The organism is Phenylobacterium montanum (assembly GCF_018135625.1).
Lineage (GTDB): Bacteria > Pseudomonadota > Alphaproteobacteria > Caulobacterales > Caulobacteraceae > Poindextera > Poindextera montana.
In genome coordinates this window covers 2,832,403-2,849,516 of the sequence record NZ_CP073078.1, presented here as the reverse complement: position 1 = coordinate 2,849,516, position 17,114 = coordinate 2,832,403, and the positions used below count along the sequence as shown (strand labels likewise).

Below are 17,114 nucleotides of genomic sequence, written 5' to 3'. Positions count from 1 at the left end.
ACACGGATCGCGTGACGGTCACTGCTCGGCCTTCCACGCGGCCTGCCGCCACCCGTCGCCGCCCATGGCCTGGTAGAGGGCGACGGTGTCGGCATAGCGGGCGGCCTCGGCCTGGAGGCGCACCAGCCGGGCCTGCCGCCAGGCCTGGCGCGCGGCCAGGACCGCAAGGCTGCTGGTCTGCCCCGCCTCCTGCTGCTTCTGCGCCAGGTCCACGCTGGTTCGCGCAGACCGCTCGGCCGCGGCGGCCGCGGCCAGGGTCCGCGAATCCGCCTGCAGCGCGGCGAGGCAGTCGGCGACGTTCTGGAACGCCGACAGCACTGTGCTGCGATACTGGGCCTCGGCCTGATCCAGGAGAGCTTCGGCGGCCTTCTGCTTATGCTTCAGCGCCCCGCCGTCGAATACGGTCTGGGCCGCGTCGAGTCCCAGGCTCCAGAACTCGTCGCCATGGGTGAACAGGTTGGAGAGGTCGGTGCCTGCCCCACCGGCCGCCGCGCTCAGGGTGAAGCTCGGCAGACGGGCGGCGACGGCGACGCCGACATTGGCGCTGGCGACGTGCAGGTTGGCCGCGGCCGCCTGGATGTCTGGTCGGTGCGCGACCACGGCCGAGGGCAGACTGACGGGGAGCTCAGCCGGCAGGCTGAGCTTCGATAGGGTCAGCGGGCTGTCCGGGACCTGGCTGGGATAGCGGCCGGTCAGGTCGGCCAGGAGGTCCTGCTGCTGGCCGATCTGGCGCTCCAGGGGAGGCAGGTTCTGTTCCAGCTGGGCGATGGCGGTTTCCTGGGCGGCGACGTCGGCGCCGGAGATTTCGCCCAGCTCCTTCTGGCGGCGCATCAGGTCCAGTTGCGTGCGCCCGTCGGCGATCAACGCCCGGGTCGCCTCCAGTTGGTCCTTCAGCGCGGCTTCCTGCACCGCCGCCTGCACAACATTGGCGGTCAGGGTCACATAGGCCGCCCGGGCCTGAAAGCGCGCGGCTTCGGCTTGGGCCTCGGCAGACTCCGCCTGGCGCTTGAGGCCGCCGAACACGTCGGGCGCATAGGCGATGCTGAGTTGGGTGGTGTGCAGGGTGAAGGTCTCGGCGTTGGACGCGAGCGGAGAGGCTTCCACCGCAGCGGTCTTCTGCCGTTGCAGATTGTAGCCGGCCGAGACGGTGGGCCAGATGGCGGCGCGCTGGGCAAAGTAGGCCTCCTCCGCCGCCTTCAGCGCCGCCTGGGCAGACTTCAGGTCCGGATTGGCCTTCAACGCCTGGTCCACCAGCGCGTCGATGTCAGCGGAGCCATACACCGTCCACCAGCGCGCCTCGGGATCGGCGCCCTGGGTCAGCCGGATCGCGGCTCCGCCTTCGGTGTCCGCTGTTGCGGTGGCCGGCGGCAGGGGCGCGCTCTGATAGCCCTCGACCTTGGGGGTGACGGGAGCGTGGTAGTCGGGGCCGACGACGCAAGCCGCGATCGGCAGGGTGGCAAGGGCGGCGAAGAGGGAACGGGTCCGGGTCATTCCGCGCCCCTCGCCTCGGCCCGCGCGCCCGGTTGAGCGAAGGATCGGCCGCGCTGGGAATAGAGGTCGATCAGCACCGGCAGCACGATCAGGATGAGGACGGGGGCCAAGAGGATACCGCCCACCACCACCAGGGCCAGCGGCCTTTGCACCTGCGAGCCGATCCCGGTCGAGATCGCGGCGGGCAAAAGGCCTACACAGGCGGCCATGCAGGTCATGATCACGGGCCTGAGCTGCGTTTCGCACGCCTTCAAGATCGCCTCGCTCCGCGGCATGCCCGCACCGATCCGCTGGTCGAAGGATGAGAGGACGATGATTCCGTTCATGGTGGAAATGCCGAGCAGGGCGATGAAGCCGATAGCCGCCGACACGCTGAGCGGCGTCTTGGTGACGTAGAGGGTGAATATCCCGCCGATCAACGCCATCGGCATCACACTGGCTGCCAGGAGGGTGTCGACCATCGACGAGAAGTGAATGAAGAGCAGGACCCCGATCAGCAGCAGGCTGACCGGCACCACCACTTCGAAACGCTGGAGCGCCTCCTTCAGTTCGCCCAGTTCCCCGACCCATTCCAGGTGATAGCCGCCAGGCAGATGGACGATCTGGGCGATTTTCTTCTGCGCCTCGGTGACGGCGCCGCCGAGGTCGCGGCCGCGGACGCTGAACTTGATCGGAATGTAGCGTTCCTGGTTCTCGCGATAGACGAAGGCGGCGCCCTTGACGAAGCGGATGTTGGCCACGTCGCCTAGCGGGACCTGGGTCACGCCGCCGTTGGCGCCCGGTGCGCCGACGTTCAGGCTGGCCAGCGCCTGCAGGCTGGTCCGGTACTGCGGCGCCAGGCGCACCATGATCGGGAAGTTCCGATCGCTGCCGTTCTCATAGAGGTTGCCGGCCGCCTGGCCGCCGATTGCGGTCTGGACGGCGCCATTGATCATGCCGGGCGTCAGGCCGTAGCGCGCGGCCCGTCCGCGATCGACCTCGATCTCCACCGTCGGCTGGCCGAGCGAGGTGAAGACGGCGAGGTCGGTGACGCCCGGGACCTGGGCCATCGCCGCCTTGATCTGGCCCGCGGTGCGCTCGAGCGTCCTCAGGTCGGGGCCGAACAGCTTGACCGAGTTCTCGCCTTTCACCCCCGAGGCGGCCTCTTCGACATTGTCCTCGATGGTCTGCGAGAAGTTGAAGTCGACCCCAGGGAAACGCCGGGTCAGGGCTTGGTTCAGCTGTTCTGTCAGCTTGACCTTGTCCACGCCCGCCGGCCACTTGTCGAAGGGCTTCAGGGGCACGAAGAACTCGGCGTTGAAGAAGCCGGTGGCGTCAGTGCCGTCGTCGGGCCGGCCGTGCTGCGAGACCACGGTCTGCACCTCGGGGAACTGCATCATCACCGCCCGCATCTGGTTGACATAGGCGTCACTGGCTTCGAGCGAGACCGAGGCGGGCATGTCGGCGCGGATCCAGAAATTGCCCTCCTCCAGATGCGGCATGAACTCAAGCCCCAGGGAGGCGGCGGCCGCGACCGCCAGGATCGCCGCCAGGCTGGCGCCGCCCAGGGTGAGCAGCCGGTTGGCCAGGGCCCAGCGCAGCACGGGGTCGTAGAGCCGTCTCAGGAGGGCCACCAGCGGGGTGTCCACCTCGCGCACGTTGTTGGGCAGCAGGAGCCCGCTCAGCGCCGGGGTGATGGTGAAGGTGGCCAGGAGACCGCCGGCGATCGCATAGGCGTAGGTCTTGGCCATGGGGCCGAAGATGTGGCCCTCGACCCCGGTCAAGGTGAACAGAGGCACGAAGCTGGCGATGATAATCGCCGCGGAGAAGAAGATCGACTTGTTCACCTGCATCGCCGCGTCGGCGATGGTGGTCAGTTTGGCCCGCAGGCCGCGTCTGCTGTCGCCATCGATGGGCGTCAGTTCGGCCAGGTTGCGATAGATGCTCTCGACCATGATCACGGTGGCGTCGACCACCAGGCCGAAGTCGATGGCGCCGACAGAGAGCAGGTTCGCCGACTCCCCCCTCAGGGTCATGATCAGTATGGCGAAGAACAGGGCGAAGGGGATGGTGGCCGAGACGATCACCGCGCTCCTCAGATCGCCCAGGAACAGCCACTGGACCAGGAAGATCAGCACGATCCCGAACACCATGTTGTGCAGCACGGTGTGGGTGGTCACCGCGATCAGGTCGCTGCGGTCGTAGATCTTCTCGATGTGCACGCCGGGCGGCAAAAGGCCCGAGCCGTTGATGTGCTCGACCTCGGCCTCGACGGCGCGGATGGTCGGCATGCTCTTCTCGCCGCGGTGCATCAGGACGATGCCCTCGACGATGTCGTCGTCGTGATCCTGGCCGGCTATGCCCAGGCGCGGCTGGTGGCCGATCTCGACGCTGGCGACATCCTGCAGCAGCACCGGCGAGCCATTGGCGCTGGTCAGCATGGTGCGGCGTAGGTCGTCCATGGAATGGACCAGGCCCACCCCGCGTACGATCGCCGCCTGCGGGCCGAAATTGATGGTCTGGCCGCCGACATTGGCATTGCTGTCGCCCACCGCCTGCAGCACCTGCGACAGGGTCAGGCCGTGCGCGGTCAGGGCGTTCTTGTCGATGACCACCTCATAGGTCTTGGTCTTGCCGCCCCAGCCGGTGACGTCGATCACGCCGGGTACGGCCTTGAACCGGCGCTGCAGCACCCAGTCCTGCAGGGTCTTCAGGTCGGTCACCGAATAACCGGGCGGACCTGTCAGGCGATAACGGTAGATCTCGCCGATCGGGCTTTCCGGCGAGATCTGTGGCTGGGCGCCGTTTGGCAGGGGCGGCAGCTGCGACAGCCGGTTGATCACCCGCTGCTCCGCCTCATCGTAAGAAAAGTCGTAGCTGAACTGGATCTTCACGTCCGACAGGCCGAACAGCGACACCGTGCGCACGCTGGCGACATGCGGGATGCCGGCCATCTGGATCTCGATCGGGATGGTGATGTAGCGCTCGATCTCCTCGGCCGACTGACCATTGGCCTGGGTCACCACCTCCACCAGGGGCGGGACGGGATCAGGATAGGCCTCGATGTTCAGCCGGCTGAAGGCGAAGGCGCCAGCCGCCAGGACCACGGCCAGCAGCACGAGCATCATGACGCGCCGGTGCAGCGCAAAAGCGATGATGGCGTTCACGCCTACTGGTCCTGCGCCGCGCGGTCGATGAACAGCGAGCCGCTGGTCACCACCTGCTCGCCGGTCCTCAGGCCAGAGACGACCTCGACCGCGCCGTCCTCGACCCGGCCGACGCGGATCTGGCGCAGCGACAGGGTGTGACCAGGGCCGGCCACCCACACCCGCGCGGTATCGGCCTCGAAGATCACCGCCGCCTCCGGTACGCTGACGCCGGGCGCAGCCTGAGGGGTCAGGAGGCGCGCCTCGGCGAACATCTCGGGCTTCAGCTTCAGGCCGAGGTTCTCGATCGTCGCGCGGACGGCGACGCGGTGCGTGTTGGGATCGACCGTCGGGGCGATGAAGTCCAGCCGGCCTTGGAAAACCTCGCCGGGCAGGGCGTTGGCGCGCACCTCCATGGCCTGGCCCAGCCGGACGCGGGCGACATCGGTCTCGCGCAGATTGGCCACCAGCCAGACGTGCGAGAGGTCGCTGACCACGAATTCGGGGGTGGCGCCGCCGCTGGCGATGCTGGCGACGTTCTGGCCCTCGCCGACATTGCGCTGAAGGACCATCCCGGCGATCGGCGCGGCGACCACCGCCCGGCCCCGGTCGGTTGCGCCGGACTGTTCCAGGGCGGCGATCGAAGCTTGGCTAACCCCCTGCAGCGCCAGCCGATCACGCGCCGAGGCGAGGGCCGCGCGGGCGCTCGCCAGGTCCGCTTGGCTCTGTTGCCAGTCCTTCAGCGCCGCGCCGCTCGCGGCGTAAAGCGCATGCTGCCGCGCTTCCGCCGCCTCGGCGACGCGCACCTGGGCGGCGGCGGTCGCCAGGTCGCTACGGGCCTGCACGAACTCCAGGGCCTGGACGGCGAACAGGGGCTGGCCTGCGCGCACCGCCTGGCCGGCCACAGCCATCACTGCCGTCACCCGGCCCGAGAACGGCGAGAACACCTGAGTGGTGCGGTCGTCGTCTGTCGCGATCTTACCGTCGGTCGCGGCGGCGATTCGGAACGTCCGAGGCTCGGCCGCGGCGAAGCGGAAGGTGGACCATTGCTCGTCGGTGGGGCGGAAACCGCCCTTGGGCGGGGGCGAATCTGCAGGCGCCGGCGGTGGCGCGAACAGGGCGGTGAGCCGCGGCGCGCCGAAGAACAGACCGCCGCCGACGATCGCCGCCGCCACCAGGATCGTCCATTGTGTGCGTCGCGTGAGGGGGCTCACAGGAGCTTGGGCAGTTTGGCCATGGTGGCCGCCAGGGCCACGGCGAAGCCGTAGTACAGCGCCAGAAGCGCGAAATGGGCGATTATCGCCGGCAAGAGCGCCGGCTCCTGCGTCCCGGCCTCTGCGCCGGCGGCCAGGCCGTCCAACTCCTCGCGCGCCTCCTCGCTGGCCGCCTTCCAGATATGGGGCGCATCAACGTGCAGCGACGAGGCCTCGCCGCGGGCCATGCGCCGGGCGAGTTCGTCGATGCCGATGCGCTTGGTCAGTTCGCTGTGCCGCACGACGTCCTGCAGCATGTTCATCTCCTGCCGCACCGCGGCCACGGCCATTGAGGCCGCCGCATGGGCGAAGACGAAGGCGCCGGCCACGGCGGCCAGATGGTCCGGGAATTCGGCCATGCAGAGGGCCATGCCGACGACCATGGCCAGGTAGGCGGTCACCGGGCCGGCGAGCGCTCTTGGCATATAGGACGTGTTCACGTTCGCTCCAGACGTCTGGCCCCCGCCAGCCCGCAATGCGGTTTGTGGAAAACCTAGGCCGGGGGGGCTGGGGCGTGAACTGTGACTTGTCACAGGCGCGCCGTGATGCGCCGGAGCGGCTAGAGCATGATCAGTTCGGCGGCTATGGCCACCGCGACCGCCTGGGTGCGCGTTGCCACGCCCAGCTTGGTGCGGGCGTTGTCCAGGTGAAAATCCACCGTGCGGCGTGTCAGGTCGAGGATCTGGGCGATTTCGTCCGAGGTCTTGCCACGGGCCGACCAGGTCAGGGCGTCGATCTCGCGCGGGCTCAGGGCGACGTCGCGTCGCCAGAGGTCGCGGCGCGGGACGCGCGACAGCCTCGCCTTGACGATAGTGGCCAGGATGTCGAAGTCGATCGGCTTGGTCACATAGTCGTCGGCTCCCAGCCGGCGCCCGCGCAGTTCGCTGTCGCGGTCGGTCAGGGCGGTGAGGAATACGAACGGCATGTCGGACAGCCAGGGGGCGTTGGCGGTCAGCCGCTCCAGCACCTCGAAGCCGGACATGATCGGCATGTTCAGGTCGCACAGCACGAGGTCCGGCCGCTGGGCCATGATCGCAGAGAGGCCCTCGCGCCCGTTGTGGCGGACCAGTACGCGATAGCCGCGCTCCGTCAGGTCCTCGGCCAGCAGGCCCGCGGTCTCCCGGTCGTCCTCGATGCAGAGGACGGTCGGCGGCTCGGCTTCGCCGGGGGCTTTCGGCGTTTGCGACATCGGCGTGGTTATACGAGAGCCTGGCCTGTTCGCCAGCATTGAGCCTTGGCGGCAAGCTCAATAGGCTCGGCCCCGTGCCGCAGCTCTCCGTCAACCCCTGGCGCTCGATCCGCACCGGCCTTTCGGCGGTGTTCCTGCTGTTCCTGGTGCTGGTGGCGATCCTCGGGGCGTTCAGCGTCAGCGAACTCCGCGACGTGAACCGGGTCTCCGCCGAGATCCGCGACCGCTGGCTGCAGAGCACCCGCGCGCTCGGCGACCTGAACAACTACACCTCCGACGCCCGCGCTGCGGAGGCGAGCCGCCTGTTGGCCCACAGCGACCCGCAGAAGGCGGAGATGGATCGCGAGATCGTCGAGATCGATCGCCAGGTCGCCCGGGCCGAGCGCAGTTATCTGCAGGTGGCGCACGATGCCGAGGAAAGGGCGCTCTACGCGCGTTTCATCGGGAACTGGAACGCCTACCACGCCGTCTCGGGGCAGGTGCTGTCCGCTGCGCGCGAGGGGCGCCAGGCCGAGGCCGATGCGCTCTACGCCTCAGGTTCGCTGAAGGCCTACGCGGCCGCCAGCGACGCCCTCGGCGTCCTCACCGACCGCACGGTGGTCCGCGCCCGAGAGGCCAGCAAACAGGCCACTGTGGCCTACCGGACCGCGCGGGCCCTGATCGCCGCCGCCATCGTCCTTGCCGCGCTGGGGCTGGCGGGCGGCGTGTACTACACGACCCGCGCCATCTCCCGGCCCCTCTTGGACCTGACTGCGCGAATGCGCTCGCTGGCCGCCAATGAGACCCGCATCGACATCCCCTACACTCGCCGGCGCGACGAGGTCGGCGAGATGGCCCGCGCCGTGGTGGTGTTCCGCGCCAACGCCATCGAACTGGCGCGCAGCCAGCAGGCCCTGATCCAACAGGCGAGCCTTCTGGAGGAGCGGCTGGAGGCCGAGCGCAGGTTGACCGGGATGCAGCGCAATTTCGTCTCCATGGCCTCGCATGAGTTCAGGACGCCCCTAACCATCATCGACGGCCACGCCCAGAGGTTGGCCTCGCTGAAGGGGCGTCTGTCGCCCGACGACGTCGCAGAGCGGGCAGGGCGCATCAGGAAGGCGGTGCTGCGGCTGCGCCACGCGATCGAGCAGCTGCTGGAATCCACACGCCTGTCCGACGGCGACGCCAAGCTCTACTACCATCCGGTCGCCTTCGATCCTGCGGCCTTGCTGCGCGAGGTCTGCCAGGTTCACCGCGACATCGCTCCGGAAGTCCGCATCGTCGAGCGGTATGGGGAACTGCCGGCGGACTTCGTCGGCGATCCCAAGCTGCTCTACCAGGTGATCAGCAACCTGGTGTCCAACGCGGTGAAGTATTCCCCGGACGCCGCCGTGATCGACCTCGACGCCCAAGTCCGCGACCATGTCCTGGAGATCATCGTCCAGGACCACGGGATCGGAATTCCCCCCGCCGACCTGCCTCAAGTCTTCGACCGTTATCACCGCGGCGGCAATGTCGGCGGCGTGGTCGGCGCCGGCGTCGGCCTCTATCTGGTCAAGATGGTGGTGGACCTGCACGCTGGCCAGGTGGCCGTCGCCAGCCGGCTGGGCGAGGGGACTCGGGTCACGGTCTCCCTGCCTCTGACCGCGGCCCTGGCGCAGATTTTTCGCGCGTCCGCCAGCCAGGTGTAGGAAAGGCGGAAATTCGAGCGTCCTTGAGGGCGAACCAGGAGACCTGCAATGCCACCCTATCGAGCCCTCTTCGCGGCCAAGGCCGCCTTTTCACTCGCCCTCGCCGCCAGCCCTGCGATCGCCCAGACCGCCGCCGCGCCGCAGCCTCCGGCCGGCCAGTACTACATGGACAAGGCGCACACCTCGGTGGTGTTTCGGGTCAGCCACCTTGGATTCTCCCACTACACGGCCCGTTTTTCTCGGGTGGACGGTACGCTGGCGTTCGATCCTGACCACCCCACGGCCATGAAAGTCGAGGCGACCATCGACCCCACCTCGCTGGAGCTGAACACCCCGCCGGCCGGCTTTCACGATCAGCTGATGGGCAAGAGCTGGTTCGAAGCCGCCCAGTTCCCGCAGATCACATTCCGTTCGACATCAGTCGAACTCACCGGCCCGCACGCGGCCAAGGTCACGGGCGACCTCACCCTGCACGGGGTGACCAAGCCTGTGGTGCTGGACGTGACCTACAACGGCGGCTGGCCGCCCAACAATTTCGATCCCGGCGGCGCCAGGATCGGCTTTTCCGCCCACGGCGTGCTGAAGCGCTCCGCCTACGGAATATCCTACGGCGTTCCGGCCCCAGGCTCGAGCATGGGCGTCAGCGACGAGGTGGACGTGGCGATCGAGACCGAGTTCAGCTCGACGCCGGCGAAATAGGCTCGCCGGCTCCAACGCCGCGCAGCACCGCGTCCACCAGATCGGCGCTGAAACGCTCGGACTTGGCGATCATGGCGGCGCGCAGGCGGCGCGGGGTGGTGCTGACGTGGTTGGTCACCCCGCCGACCACCAGGTCCATCAGCAGGCCCGGATTGACGCTGGGCGCGATCTCGCCGCGGGCGATGGCCCGCCGCACGATGGCCCGGCCCTGGCTGACGGTTGCCTCGCGGTAGGGGGTCAGGGCGGCCTCCACCTCGGGATGGCGCACGGCGTCCGCCGGCATCCACCGCGCGACGCCTGCATGGTCGCTGGTCAGCACCCCGAAGATCTGCCCGGCCAGGGCCAGGAGGTCGCCGCGTAGCGAACCGGTGTCGATACGCGCCGGGGCCAGCCATCGGGCCTCGAGGGTCCGCCGCAAAAGCGCCTCGCGGCTCTTCCAGCGGGCGTAGAGACCGGCCTTGCCCACGCCGGAGCGGCGGGCCAGGGCCTCATAGCTGAAACCCGCCCAGCCGGCCTCGGCATAGAGGCCGATCGCCGCGTCGAGCACACGGTCTTCCAACTGGGGGTCGCGGGGACGGCCCCGGCCCGTCGGCGCATTGTCGGCCTTTCTGGTTTGCGAGCTTGCATCGTCGCGCATCATGCGCCTAGTTTTAGACGGGTATCGTCCGTAAATAAAGGAGGCCGCCGCATGGCCAGTCTGTCCGCAGAGGAAAGATCCGCGCTGCGCGACGCGGTCAGCCGGCTCCTGGCCGACAAGAGCACGGAGGCCGACGTGCGGCGGACCATGGAGACGGAGACCGGCTACGACTCCGGCCTCTGGGGCCAGCTCGCCGAGATGGGCGTCACCGGCCTCGTGATCGAGGAGGCCTATGGCGGCGCGGGCGCCGGGCCGATGGAGGTCGAGGCGGTGATGGAGGCAGCGGGCGCCGCGCTTCTGTGCTCGCCGCTCCTGGCCTCCAGCGTGCTGGCGGCCGAGCTCTTGCGCGCCCTGGGCGACGAGGACGCAAAGGCGCGGCTGCTGCCGGACATGGCCGCCGGCAAGACCATCGTCACCGCCGCCCTGACTGGGGACGCCGGAACCTGGGTCGAGGATGGAGTATCGGTCACCGCCGACGCCGTGGACGAGGCCTTCGCCCTTAACGGCGTCGCCAGCTACGTCCTCAACGGCCAGAACGCCGATGTCCTGCTGGTGCTGGCGCGGGCCGACGATGGCCTGGCCGTCTTCGAGGTCGATCCCAAGGCCGACGGCGTCAGTCTCGCTGGGCTGCCGACCTTCGACCACACGCTTCGGCTGGCGCGGATCACCTTCTCGGGCGCGCCCGCCCGGCGGATCGGCGGCGCGGCCTGGCGGGCGGTTCAGGCGGCCATCGATCTGGCCCTCGTGGCCCTCGCCGGCGAGCAGGCGGGCGCCGCGCAGCGTTGCCTGGACTTCACCGTCGACTACGCCAAGAACCGCTATCAGTTCGGCCGCGCCATCGGCTCCTTCCAGGCCATCAAGCACATGGCGGCCGACCTCCTGTTGGAGACCGAGAGCGCCATCTCGGCGGCGCGCCACGCCGCGGCCCGACTGGCCGAGGGCGCCGCCGATGCGGAGGCTGCGGTCAGCCTGGCCGCCTTCGCCTGCGCCGACGCCTTCACCCGGACCACCGCCGACGCGGTGCAGATGCACGGCGGCATCGCCTTCACCTGGGCGCATCCGGCCCACCTCTACCTGCGGCGGGCCCGCGCCGACGCCCAGTTGTTCGGCGCCTCGCCGGCCCATCGCGAGCGCTTCCTGAAAGCGCTGGGAGCCTGATCATGACGCAAGCCGCACCCGTGACCGACGAGGCCCTGCGCGAAGAAGTCCGCGCCTGGCTGGCAGACAACTGGAAGGGCCTGCCGCGCTCCGGCGGCGGGGCCGGCTGGACCGCCTCGCCCGAGCAGAAGGCCTGGCTGGCCAAGGTGGTCGAGGCGCGCTGGGCTGTGCCCCGCTGGCCAGCGGCCTGGCTGGGCCGCGGCCTGTCCGACGCCCAGGCCCGGATCATCGAGCGCGAATTCGCCGCCGCCGGCGCGCCAGGCGCCGGCCAGGACCGCACCAATCTCTGGGCCAACACCCTTCTGGCCTGCGGCACGGAGGCCCTGAAGCAGAAGCTGGTCCTGCCGCTGCTGCGCCAGGAGGTCGGCATGTGCCTGCTCTATTCCGAGCCCGGCGCGGGCTCGGACCTGGCCGGCATCCGCACCCGGGCCGAGCGGGTGGGTGACCATTTCGTGGTCAACGGCCAGAAGGTCTGGACCTCGGGCGCGGCCACCGCCGACTATGGCATGCTGATCGCCCGCACCGACTGGGATGTCCCCAAGCACAAGGGCATCAGCTTTTTCTTCCTGCCGATGAAGCAGCCGGGGGTCGAGGTCAGGCCCCTGCGCCAGATCACCGACGAAAGTCACTTCAACGAGGTGTTCATCACCGACGCCATCGTTCCGGCCGAGAACCTGCTGCGCGACCTGGGCGACGGCTGGAGCGTGCTGCAGACGGCCCTGGCCTACGAGCGCTCGGTGATGGGCGAATCCGCCCGCGGCGGGCGCTCAGGGGCGGCGGAGTCCAAGACCGAGGAGCCGCTGATCGCCCTGGCGCGGGAGGCGGGGGCCCTGGGCGACCCGCTGCTGCGGCAGGACCTCGCCCAGGCGATCGCCTACAAGCGCCTCAACGCCCTCAACACCGCCCGCGCCAAAGCCGACCTGGCTCAGGGCAGCTCCTCCCCGGTGATGAGCCTGGGCAAGCTGGCCATGAGCCGCATCCTGCACGAGGAGGCGAGGGTGCGCACCGCCATCCTGGGCGCCGCGAGCCTGCTGGAAGGCCCCGATCATCCGCGTTCGGAGGACGCCAACTTCCTGGCCCTGAACGCCTATTTCACCTCCATCGGCGGCGGCACCGACCAGATCCAGCGCAACATCATCGGCGAACGGGTTCTCGGCCTGCCCCGCGAGCCCGAGGTCGACCGCGACATTCCCTTCCGCGAGGTCCGCAGCGGTCGCTAGGGCTAGGTCGCCGAGCTCCGCAAGCCTTCAGTGCCGGTCGTTGTTGGTGCGGTCGTATTCTTCGACGATCTGCCTGGGTGGGTCCTGCCAGCTGTCCCAGGGCAGGTCCTTGTGCAGTTCGTTCGACCAGCGCTCCATCCAGTCGATGCCGTCGTGGCCCACATAGGGGTCGCGCGTGCGATAGGCCGGATCCTTCATCGCCTCGTCCAGGGTCACGCCCTTCAGCTTGCGGCGCTTGAGGATGTCGGCCAGGTCGTCGATGCAATCGGCGTTCAGCCGGGTGGCGTGCAGCAACATGACAAAGGCGATCTGCCGGCCGAACAGGGCGGTCGACGCAGCCTGGTACCAGCCGACGGTGCGCTCGGTGTATTCGAGATATTGCCGCTTGATCCGCAGGCGCCGGGCCTCGTCGTGGCGGGCGATGGCGTCGTCATAGGGCTCGGCGAATTCCCAGTCGTCGGCGTCGATGGTGACCGGCGCGATCCGGTAGCCGTGGGCTGCGAGCCAGTCGTCGATCTCCTTCTTGACCGCCTCAGGAACCCCGGTCTCGAGATAGGGGTGGCGAAACCAGCCCAGCGATCGGCCGCGCTTTTCCAGCAGCCCGCGGGTCACCGGCTCGCCGCGCGCTATGTCCTGGATATAGCCGGCGCCGCCCAGCTGATCGGGCGATTCATGGCTGAAGGTGTGGTTGCCGAGGGTCATGCCGGCGTCCAGCCACTTTTCCAGGTTGGCGATCTGCTGAGCCCGGTCGATCTGGTCGAGCTTGCTCTCGTTGACGAAGCCGGTCGCCGGCAGGCGCCGCCGCTTCAGCCCGCGCAGCAGCATCTCGTTGAGGTAGTTCACATAGGGCTGGTCATTGAACAGGCTCAGCGCCGGAAGGTCGTCGAAGGTGAGGGCGACCCTGCCGCCCCCGGCGCGCGCTTGCGGCCCCCAGGCCAAAAGGCAGATCGGGATCAGGGCCGCGAGGAATGCTGTCGATCGGCGCATGCTGTAGCCCTTGTTCTCTGACCGCGCTCGATCGCCCCAGGCGATGACGGCGGGCGTGGCGCCATCCAGGCACCGGCTATGTGATTCGCCCCGGCCCTGTCCCGTTCGATACTACGGCTTTTAGGGCGCCCCCCGGCGGCCTATCCTCGCCTTCCCACATCCAAGCACAGCAGGCGGACATGCTCACCGTACACCACCTCGGGATATCCCAATCCGAACGCATCGTCTGGCTGTGCGAGGAGCTTGAGATCGAGTACGCCCTGAAGCGCTACGACCGGCGCGCGGACAACCGCCTGGCGCCGGACGACTACAAGGCGCTGCACCCGATGGGGATTGCGCCGGTGATCACCGACGGCGACCTCGTGCTGGGCGAGAGCGGCGCCATCTGCGACTACATCTGCGGGCGTTACGGCGGCGGGCGGCTCGCGCCAGGGCCAGACGACCCCGACTTCGCCGATCACCTGTTTTGGTTCCACTGGTCCAACGGCACCTTCATGGCCACGCTGATGATGCAGCTGGTCCTGGCCAGCGGGGCCCCGGGCAATCCGGCTGCGGTTTTCGTGGAGGACCGCAGCCGCCGCGCCTGGGCCATGGCCGAGGCGAGGCTGGGGCAGGCCCCGTTCTTCGGCGGTGCCAACCTGACCACCGCCGACATCATGATGGTCTATTGCCTGACCACCAGCCGGGCCTTCCGCGGCGCCTCGATCGAGGGTTATCCCAATCTGCGCGCCTATCTCCAGCGCATCGGCCAGCGGCCGGCCTACCAGCGGGCGATGGCCAAGGCGGAGCCGGGCATGGCGCCGATGCTCGCGTAGCGGCGCGGCCAGCAAGGCTAGGCTAGTCGCGATCGCGCATGAGGCGAGGCTTCAGGCCTGCGCCATTTTCGCCCGTAGCCGGCGCATGCCGCCGATCCAGCGGTCGTAGTCGCCGGCCTTGCGCTGCATGTAGGTCAGGACCTGCTCGTGCGGCAGGATCAGGAAAGTCTCGGCGGCGAGGCCGGCGATGACCGCCTCGGCCACCTCGTCCGGGGTCATCACGCCGTCCAGGTTCTGCGGTTGGGAGGCGGCGTCGCCCTGGCGCAGCATGGCGGTGTCGACCCCTTGCGGGCAGAGGATCGAAACCTTGATCCCCTGGTCGCCCAGGGTGATGGCCAGGGACTCGGCGAAGCCGACGGCGGCGTGCTTGGTCGTCGAATAGACCGCTCCGCCGATCTGGGACAGGAGCCCCGCGGCCGAGACCGTGTTGAGGATATAGCCGCCGCCCCGCGCCACCATGCCCGGAATGACCGCGCGGGCGGCGTGGACATGGGCCATCAGGTTGACGTTCCAGGCCCGGTTCCAGACCGCGTCAGGCGATGAGGTCGGGTCGTCCTTGTCAGGATCGGCGTCGCCGATCCCGGCGTTGCAGCAGATGAGGTCGATCCGCCCATGGCGGGCCTCGATATCGGCGACCATGGCCGCCGTGGCCGGCCCGTCGGTGACGTCCAGGGTGACGGCCTCTCCGCCGATCGCCGCGGCGGTCGCCGCCGCGCCCTCGCCATTTCGGTCGACCACCACCACCTTGGCGGCGCCCTCGGCGGCGAAGCGCCGGGCCAGGGCGGCCCCGATGCCTTCGGCCGCGCCGGTGACGACGACGACCTTGTCCTTGACGTGCATGATCAATCCCTGAGGTTCGGGTGGTCTTTGCGAGTTGGGCGCCGCGTTCGACGGGCCGCCGAGGCGGCCCGCCGCTGTGCGATCAGCGGTAGCGGCCGAGCTCGTTGCGGCCGTTGACCATGTGGTGGACCTCGTCCGGGCCGTCGGCGAAGCGCAGGTGGCGCACGTCGGTGTAGAGGTCGGCCAGCGGCGTCCATTGCGAGATGCCGGTGGCGCCATGGATCTGGATGGCCTCGTCGATGATCTGACAGGCCTTTTCCGGCACCATGGCCTTGACCATGCTGACCCACACCCGGGCTTCCTTGTTGCCCAGGACGTCCATGGCCTTGGCCGCCTTCAAGACCATCAGGCGCATGGCCTCGATCTCGATCCGGGCGCGCGAGACCTTTTCCAGGTTGCCGCCGAGCATGATCAGGGGCCGGCCGAACGCCTCGCGCGACAGGCCGCGGCTGACCATCAGGTCCAGCGCCAGTTCGGCCTTGCCGATGGTGCGCATGCAGTGGTGGATGCGGCCCGGGCCGAGGCGGACCTGGGAAATCTCAAAGCCGCGGCCCTCGCCCAGCAGGATGTTCTCCCTGGGCACCCGCACGTTCTCGAAGCGGATGTGCATGTGGCCGCGCGGTGCGTGGTCGTGGCCGAACACGTGCATCGGCCCCAGGATCTTCACCCCCGGGGCGTCGGTGGGGACCAGGATCTGCGACTGCTGCTGGTGCGGGGCGGCGTCCGGGTTGGTCTTGACCATGGTGATCATGATCTTGCAGCGCGGATCGCCGGCGCCTGAGATGTAGTATTTCTCGCCGTTGATCACCCACTCGTCGCCGACCAGGGTGGCGGTGGTGGAGATGTTCTTGGCGTCGGACGAAGCCACGTTCGGCTCGGTCATGGCGTAGGCCGAGCGGATCTCGCCGTTCAAGAGCGGCTTCAGCCACTTTTCTTTCTGCTCGGGCGTGCCGACCCGTTCTAACACTTCCATATTGCCGGTGTCGGGCGCGGCGCAGTTCATGGTTTCCGACGCCAGCGGGCTCTTGCCCAGCTCCACGGCGATATAGGCGTAGTCGAGGTTGGAAAGGCCCTCGCCGGTCTCGGCGTCAGGCAGGAAGAAATTCCAGAGCCCCTCGGCCTTGGCCTTGTTCTTCGCGACCTCCAGCACCTCCAGCTGGCCGGGCGCGAAGGTCCAGCGGTCGGTGTGGCCCTCGCCGAGGCGTTCGTACTCGGCGGCCATCGGCTCGACGGTTTCCTTGATGAAGCGCTTCACGTGCTCATAGAGCGGCACCGCCTTGTCGCTCATCCGCAGGTCGTTGAGTTCGTCCTGAGGGTTGAGGGCGTAGTCCGAGGACGCCTTGGGTGTGGCGATGTTCATCCTGGTCGCTCCTTCATTGACGTGTGCTGCCGAAATTTCGGCGCGGGCGCAGGCGGTGTGCGCTGCGCCGCGAAGATCGACAGCAGGCTTAGCGCCGGTTTCGGGAAAAATCAAACAAGCGTATGAATTGCGCCCGGGCGGCGGCTACTCGACGCCTTTGAGGAAGGTGGCGAGGCCGTCAAAGTATCTCTGCTGGTCGTCGTACATCGCCAGGTGGCTACCCTCGGGCAGATAGAGATATTTCCCGCTCTGCAGCTGCCTCGACGTCGCCTCCCTGTAGGCCGGGTCCATGGTGTCGTAGCGGGCGCCGATCACCAGGGTCGGGACGGCGAAGCGCCGGAGGTCGGCGAAACGGTCCCAGTCGGCCAGGCGGCCGCTGGCCCCCCGTTCGCTCGGGCCCTGCATCAGGGTGTAGAGGTCCGAATTGATCTGGGCGAAGCTGCGAATGACCGGCTCGGGCCATTCAGCCTAGGGCCTGCGCAGGATGTGCTGCTCGTAGTGCATGGGGATCAGGACCTCCATGTACCTGGGGGCCGTTGTCTTGCCGGCGGCCTCCAGCGAATTCACCTCGCCCAGGAGCTTCTGGTCCGTCGCCGGGGCGTCGAACGCGACCCCTGCCGAGCTTGTTGCAGGGTGTCGCAAGCACGGAGAAACGTCGCCTTCCAAGTTC

General features: G+C 68.6%; 16 protein-coding genes. 5 read left to right on the top strand and 11 right to left on the bottom strand.

What is annotated here, in order from left to right; translation table 11 throughout:
* Positions 1–18 precede the first annotated feature (18 nt).
* The 5 genes from KCG34_RS12755 to KCG34_RS12735 all read right to left on the bottom strand — a co-directional run bounded on the left by KCG34_RS12755 (position 19) and on the right by KCG34_RS12735 (position 7,058).
* On the bottom strand, positions 19–1,491 hold the full coding sequence (locus KCG34_RS12755; RefSeq protein WP_211936030.1) for an efflux transporter outer membrane subunit: 1,473 nt from the start codon (positions 1,489–1,491) through the stop codon (positions 19–21).
* Complete coding sequence (locus KCG34_RS12750) at positions 1,488–4,637, bottom strand: efflux RND transporter permease subunit (RefSeq protein WP_211936029.1); 3,150 nt, start codon at positions 4,635–4,637, stop codon at positions 1,488–1,490. Before KCG34_RS12750 ends, KCG34_RS12755 begins: the two co-directional genes overlap by 4 nt.
* A gap of 2 nt (positions 4,638–4,639) precedes the next feature.
* A complete protein-coding gene (locus KCG34_RS12745) occupies positions 4,640–5,830 on the bottom strand; it encodes an efflux RND transporter periplasmic adaptor subunit (RefSeq protein WP_211936028.1) in 1,191 nt (396 codons plus the stop codon).
* Positions 5,827–6,309 (bottom strand): hypothetical protein, encoded by a 483-nt coding sequence (locus KCG34_RS12740; RefSeq protein ID WP_211936027.1) that lies wholly within the window; start codon positions 6,307–6,309, stop codon positions 5,827–5,829. Before KCG34_RS12740 ends, KCG34_RS12745 begins: the two co-directional genes overlap by 4 nt.
* Before the next feature lie 119 nt (positions 6,310–6,428).
* Positions 6,429–7,058, bottom strand: coding sequence for a response regulator transcription factor (locus KCG34_RS12735; RefSeq protein ID WP_211936026.1), 630 nt, complete (start codon positions 7,056–7,058; stop codon positions 6,429–6,431).
* A 74-nt stretch (positions 7,059–7,132) separates the two neighbouring features.
* On the opposite strand from KCG34_RS12735, the gene KCG34_RS12730 reads away from it, so the two are divergent.
* Together KCG34_RS12730 and KCG34_RS12725 are read left to right on the top strand one after the other, a co-directional pair.
* Positions 7,133–8,728: a sensor histidine kinase gene (locus tag KCG34_RS12730; protein ID WP_211936025.1), complete on the top strand. Its 1,596-nt coding sequence runs from the start codon at positions 7,133–7,135 to the stop codon at positions 8,726–8,728.
* Positions 8,729–8,776: 48 nt separating this feature from the next.
* Complete coding sequence (locus KCG34_RS12725) at positions 8,777–9,427, top strand: YceI family protein (RefSeq protein WP_211936024.1); 651 nt, start codon at positions 8,777–8,779, stop codon at positions 9,425–9,427.
* On the opposite strand, the gene KCG34_RS12720 is transcribed toward KCG34_RS12725, so the two are convergent.
* Entirely contained in the window at positions 9,405–9,974 is a 570-nt protein-coding gene (locus KCG34_RS12720; protein WP_211936023.1) for a TetR/AcrR family transcriptional regulator, read from the bottom strand. The two genes, KCG34_RS12725 and KCG34_RS12720, sit on opposite strands and share 23 nt — an antisense overlap.
* A 141-nt stretch (positions 9,975–10,115) precedes the next feature.
* On the opposite strand from KCG34_RS12720, the gene KCG34_RS12715 reads away from it, so the two are divergent.
* Both KCG34_RS12715 and KCG34_RS12710 read left to right on the top strand, forming a co-directional pair.
* A complete protein-coding gene (locus tag KCG34_RS12715) occupies positions 10,116–11,222 on the top strand; it encodes an acyl-CoA dehydrogenase family protein (protein ID WP_211936022.1) in 1,107 nt (368 codons plus the stop codon).
* A 2-nt stretch (positions 11,223–11,224) separates the two neighbouring features.
* Positions 11,225–12,442, top strand: coding sequence for an acyl-CoA dehydrogenase family protein (locus tag KCG34_RS12710; RefSeq protein ID WP_211936021.1), 1,218 nt, complete (start codon positions 11,225–11,227; stop codon positions 12,440–12,442).
* Positions 12,443–12,469: 27 nt separating this feature from the next.
* Here the strand turns inward: KCG34_RS12710 and KCG34_RS12705 are convergent, their stop codons facing one another.
* Positions 12,470–13,429 (bottom strand): polysaccharide deacetylase family protein, encoded by a 960-nt coding sequence (locus KCG34_RS12705; RefSeq protein ID WP_211936020.1) that lies wholly within the window; start codon positions 13,427–13,429, stop codon positions 12,470–12,472.
* A 179-nt stretch (positions 13,430–13,608) separates the two neighbouring features.
* On the opposite strand from KCG34_RS12705, the gene KCG34_RS12700 reads away from it, so the two are divergent.
* Positions 13,609–14,244, top strand: a complete 636-nt coding sequence (locus KCG34_RS12700; protein WP_211936019.1) for a glutathione S-transferase family protein — start codon at positions 13,609–13,611, stop codon at positions 14,242–14,244.
* A 51-nt stretch (positions 14,245–14,295) separates the two neighbouring features.
* Here KCG34_RS12700 and KCG34_RS12695 read toward each other — a convergent pair whose 3' ends face one another.
* The 4 genes from KCG34_RS12695 to KCG34_RS12680 all read right to left on the bottom strand — a co-directional run bounded on the left by KCG34_RS12695 (position 14,296) and on the right by KCG34_RS12680 (position 17,086).
* Positions 14,296–15,084 (bottom strand): SDR family oxidoreductase, encoded by a 789-nt coding sequence (locus KCG34_RS12695; RefSeq protein ID WP_211936018.1) that lies wholly within the window; start codon positions 15,082–15,084, stop codon positions 14,296–14,298.
* A gap of 82 nt (positions 15,085–15,166) precedes the next feature.
* The gene (locus KCG34_RS12690) at positions 15,167–16,444 is read right to left on the bottom strand and encodes an acyl-CoA dehydrogenase family protein (protein ID WP_211936017.1); all 1,278 of its coding nucleotides are present in this window, start codon (positions 16,442–16,444) and stop codon (positions 15,167–15,169) included.
* 144 nt (positions 16,445–16,588) lie between these two features.
* A complete protein-coding gene (locus KCG34_RS12685) occupies positions 16,589–16,849 on the bottom strand; it encodes an alpha/beta hydrolase family protein (RefSeq protein ID WP_211936016.1) in 261 nt (86 codons plus the stop codon).
* Between the two features lie 63 nt (positions 16,850–16,912).
* Entirely contained in the window at positions 16,913–17,086 is a 174-nt protein-coding gene (locus tag KCG34_RS12680; RefSeq protein ID WP_211936015.1) for a hypothetical protein, read from the bottom strand.
* Between the last annotated feature and the right edge of the window lie 28 nt (positions 17,087–17,114).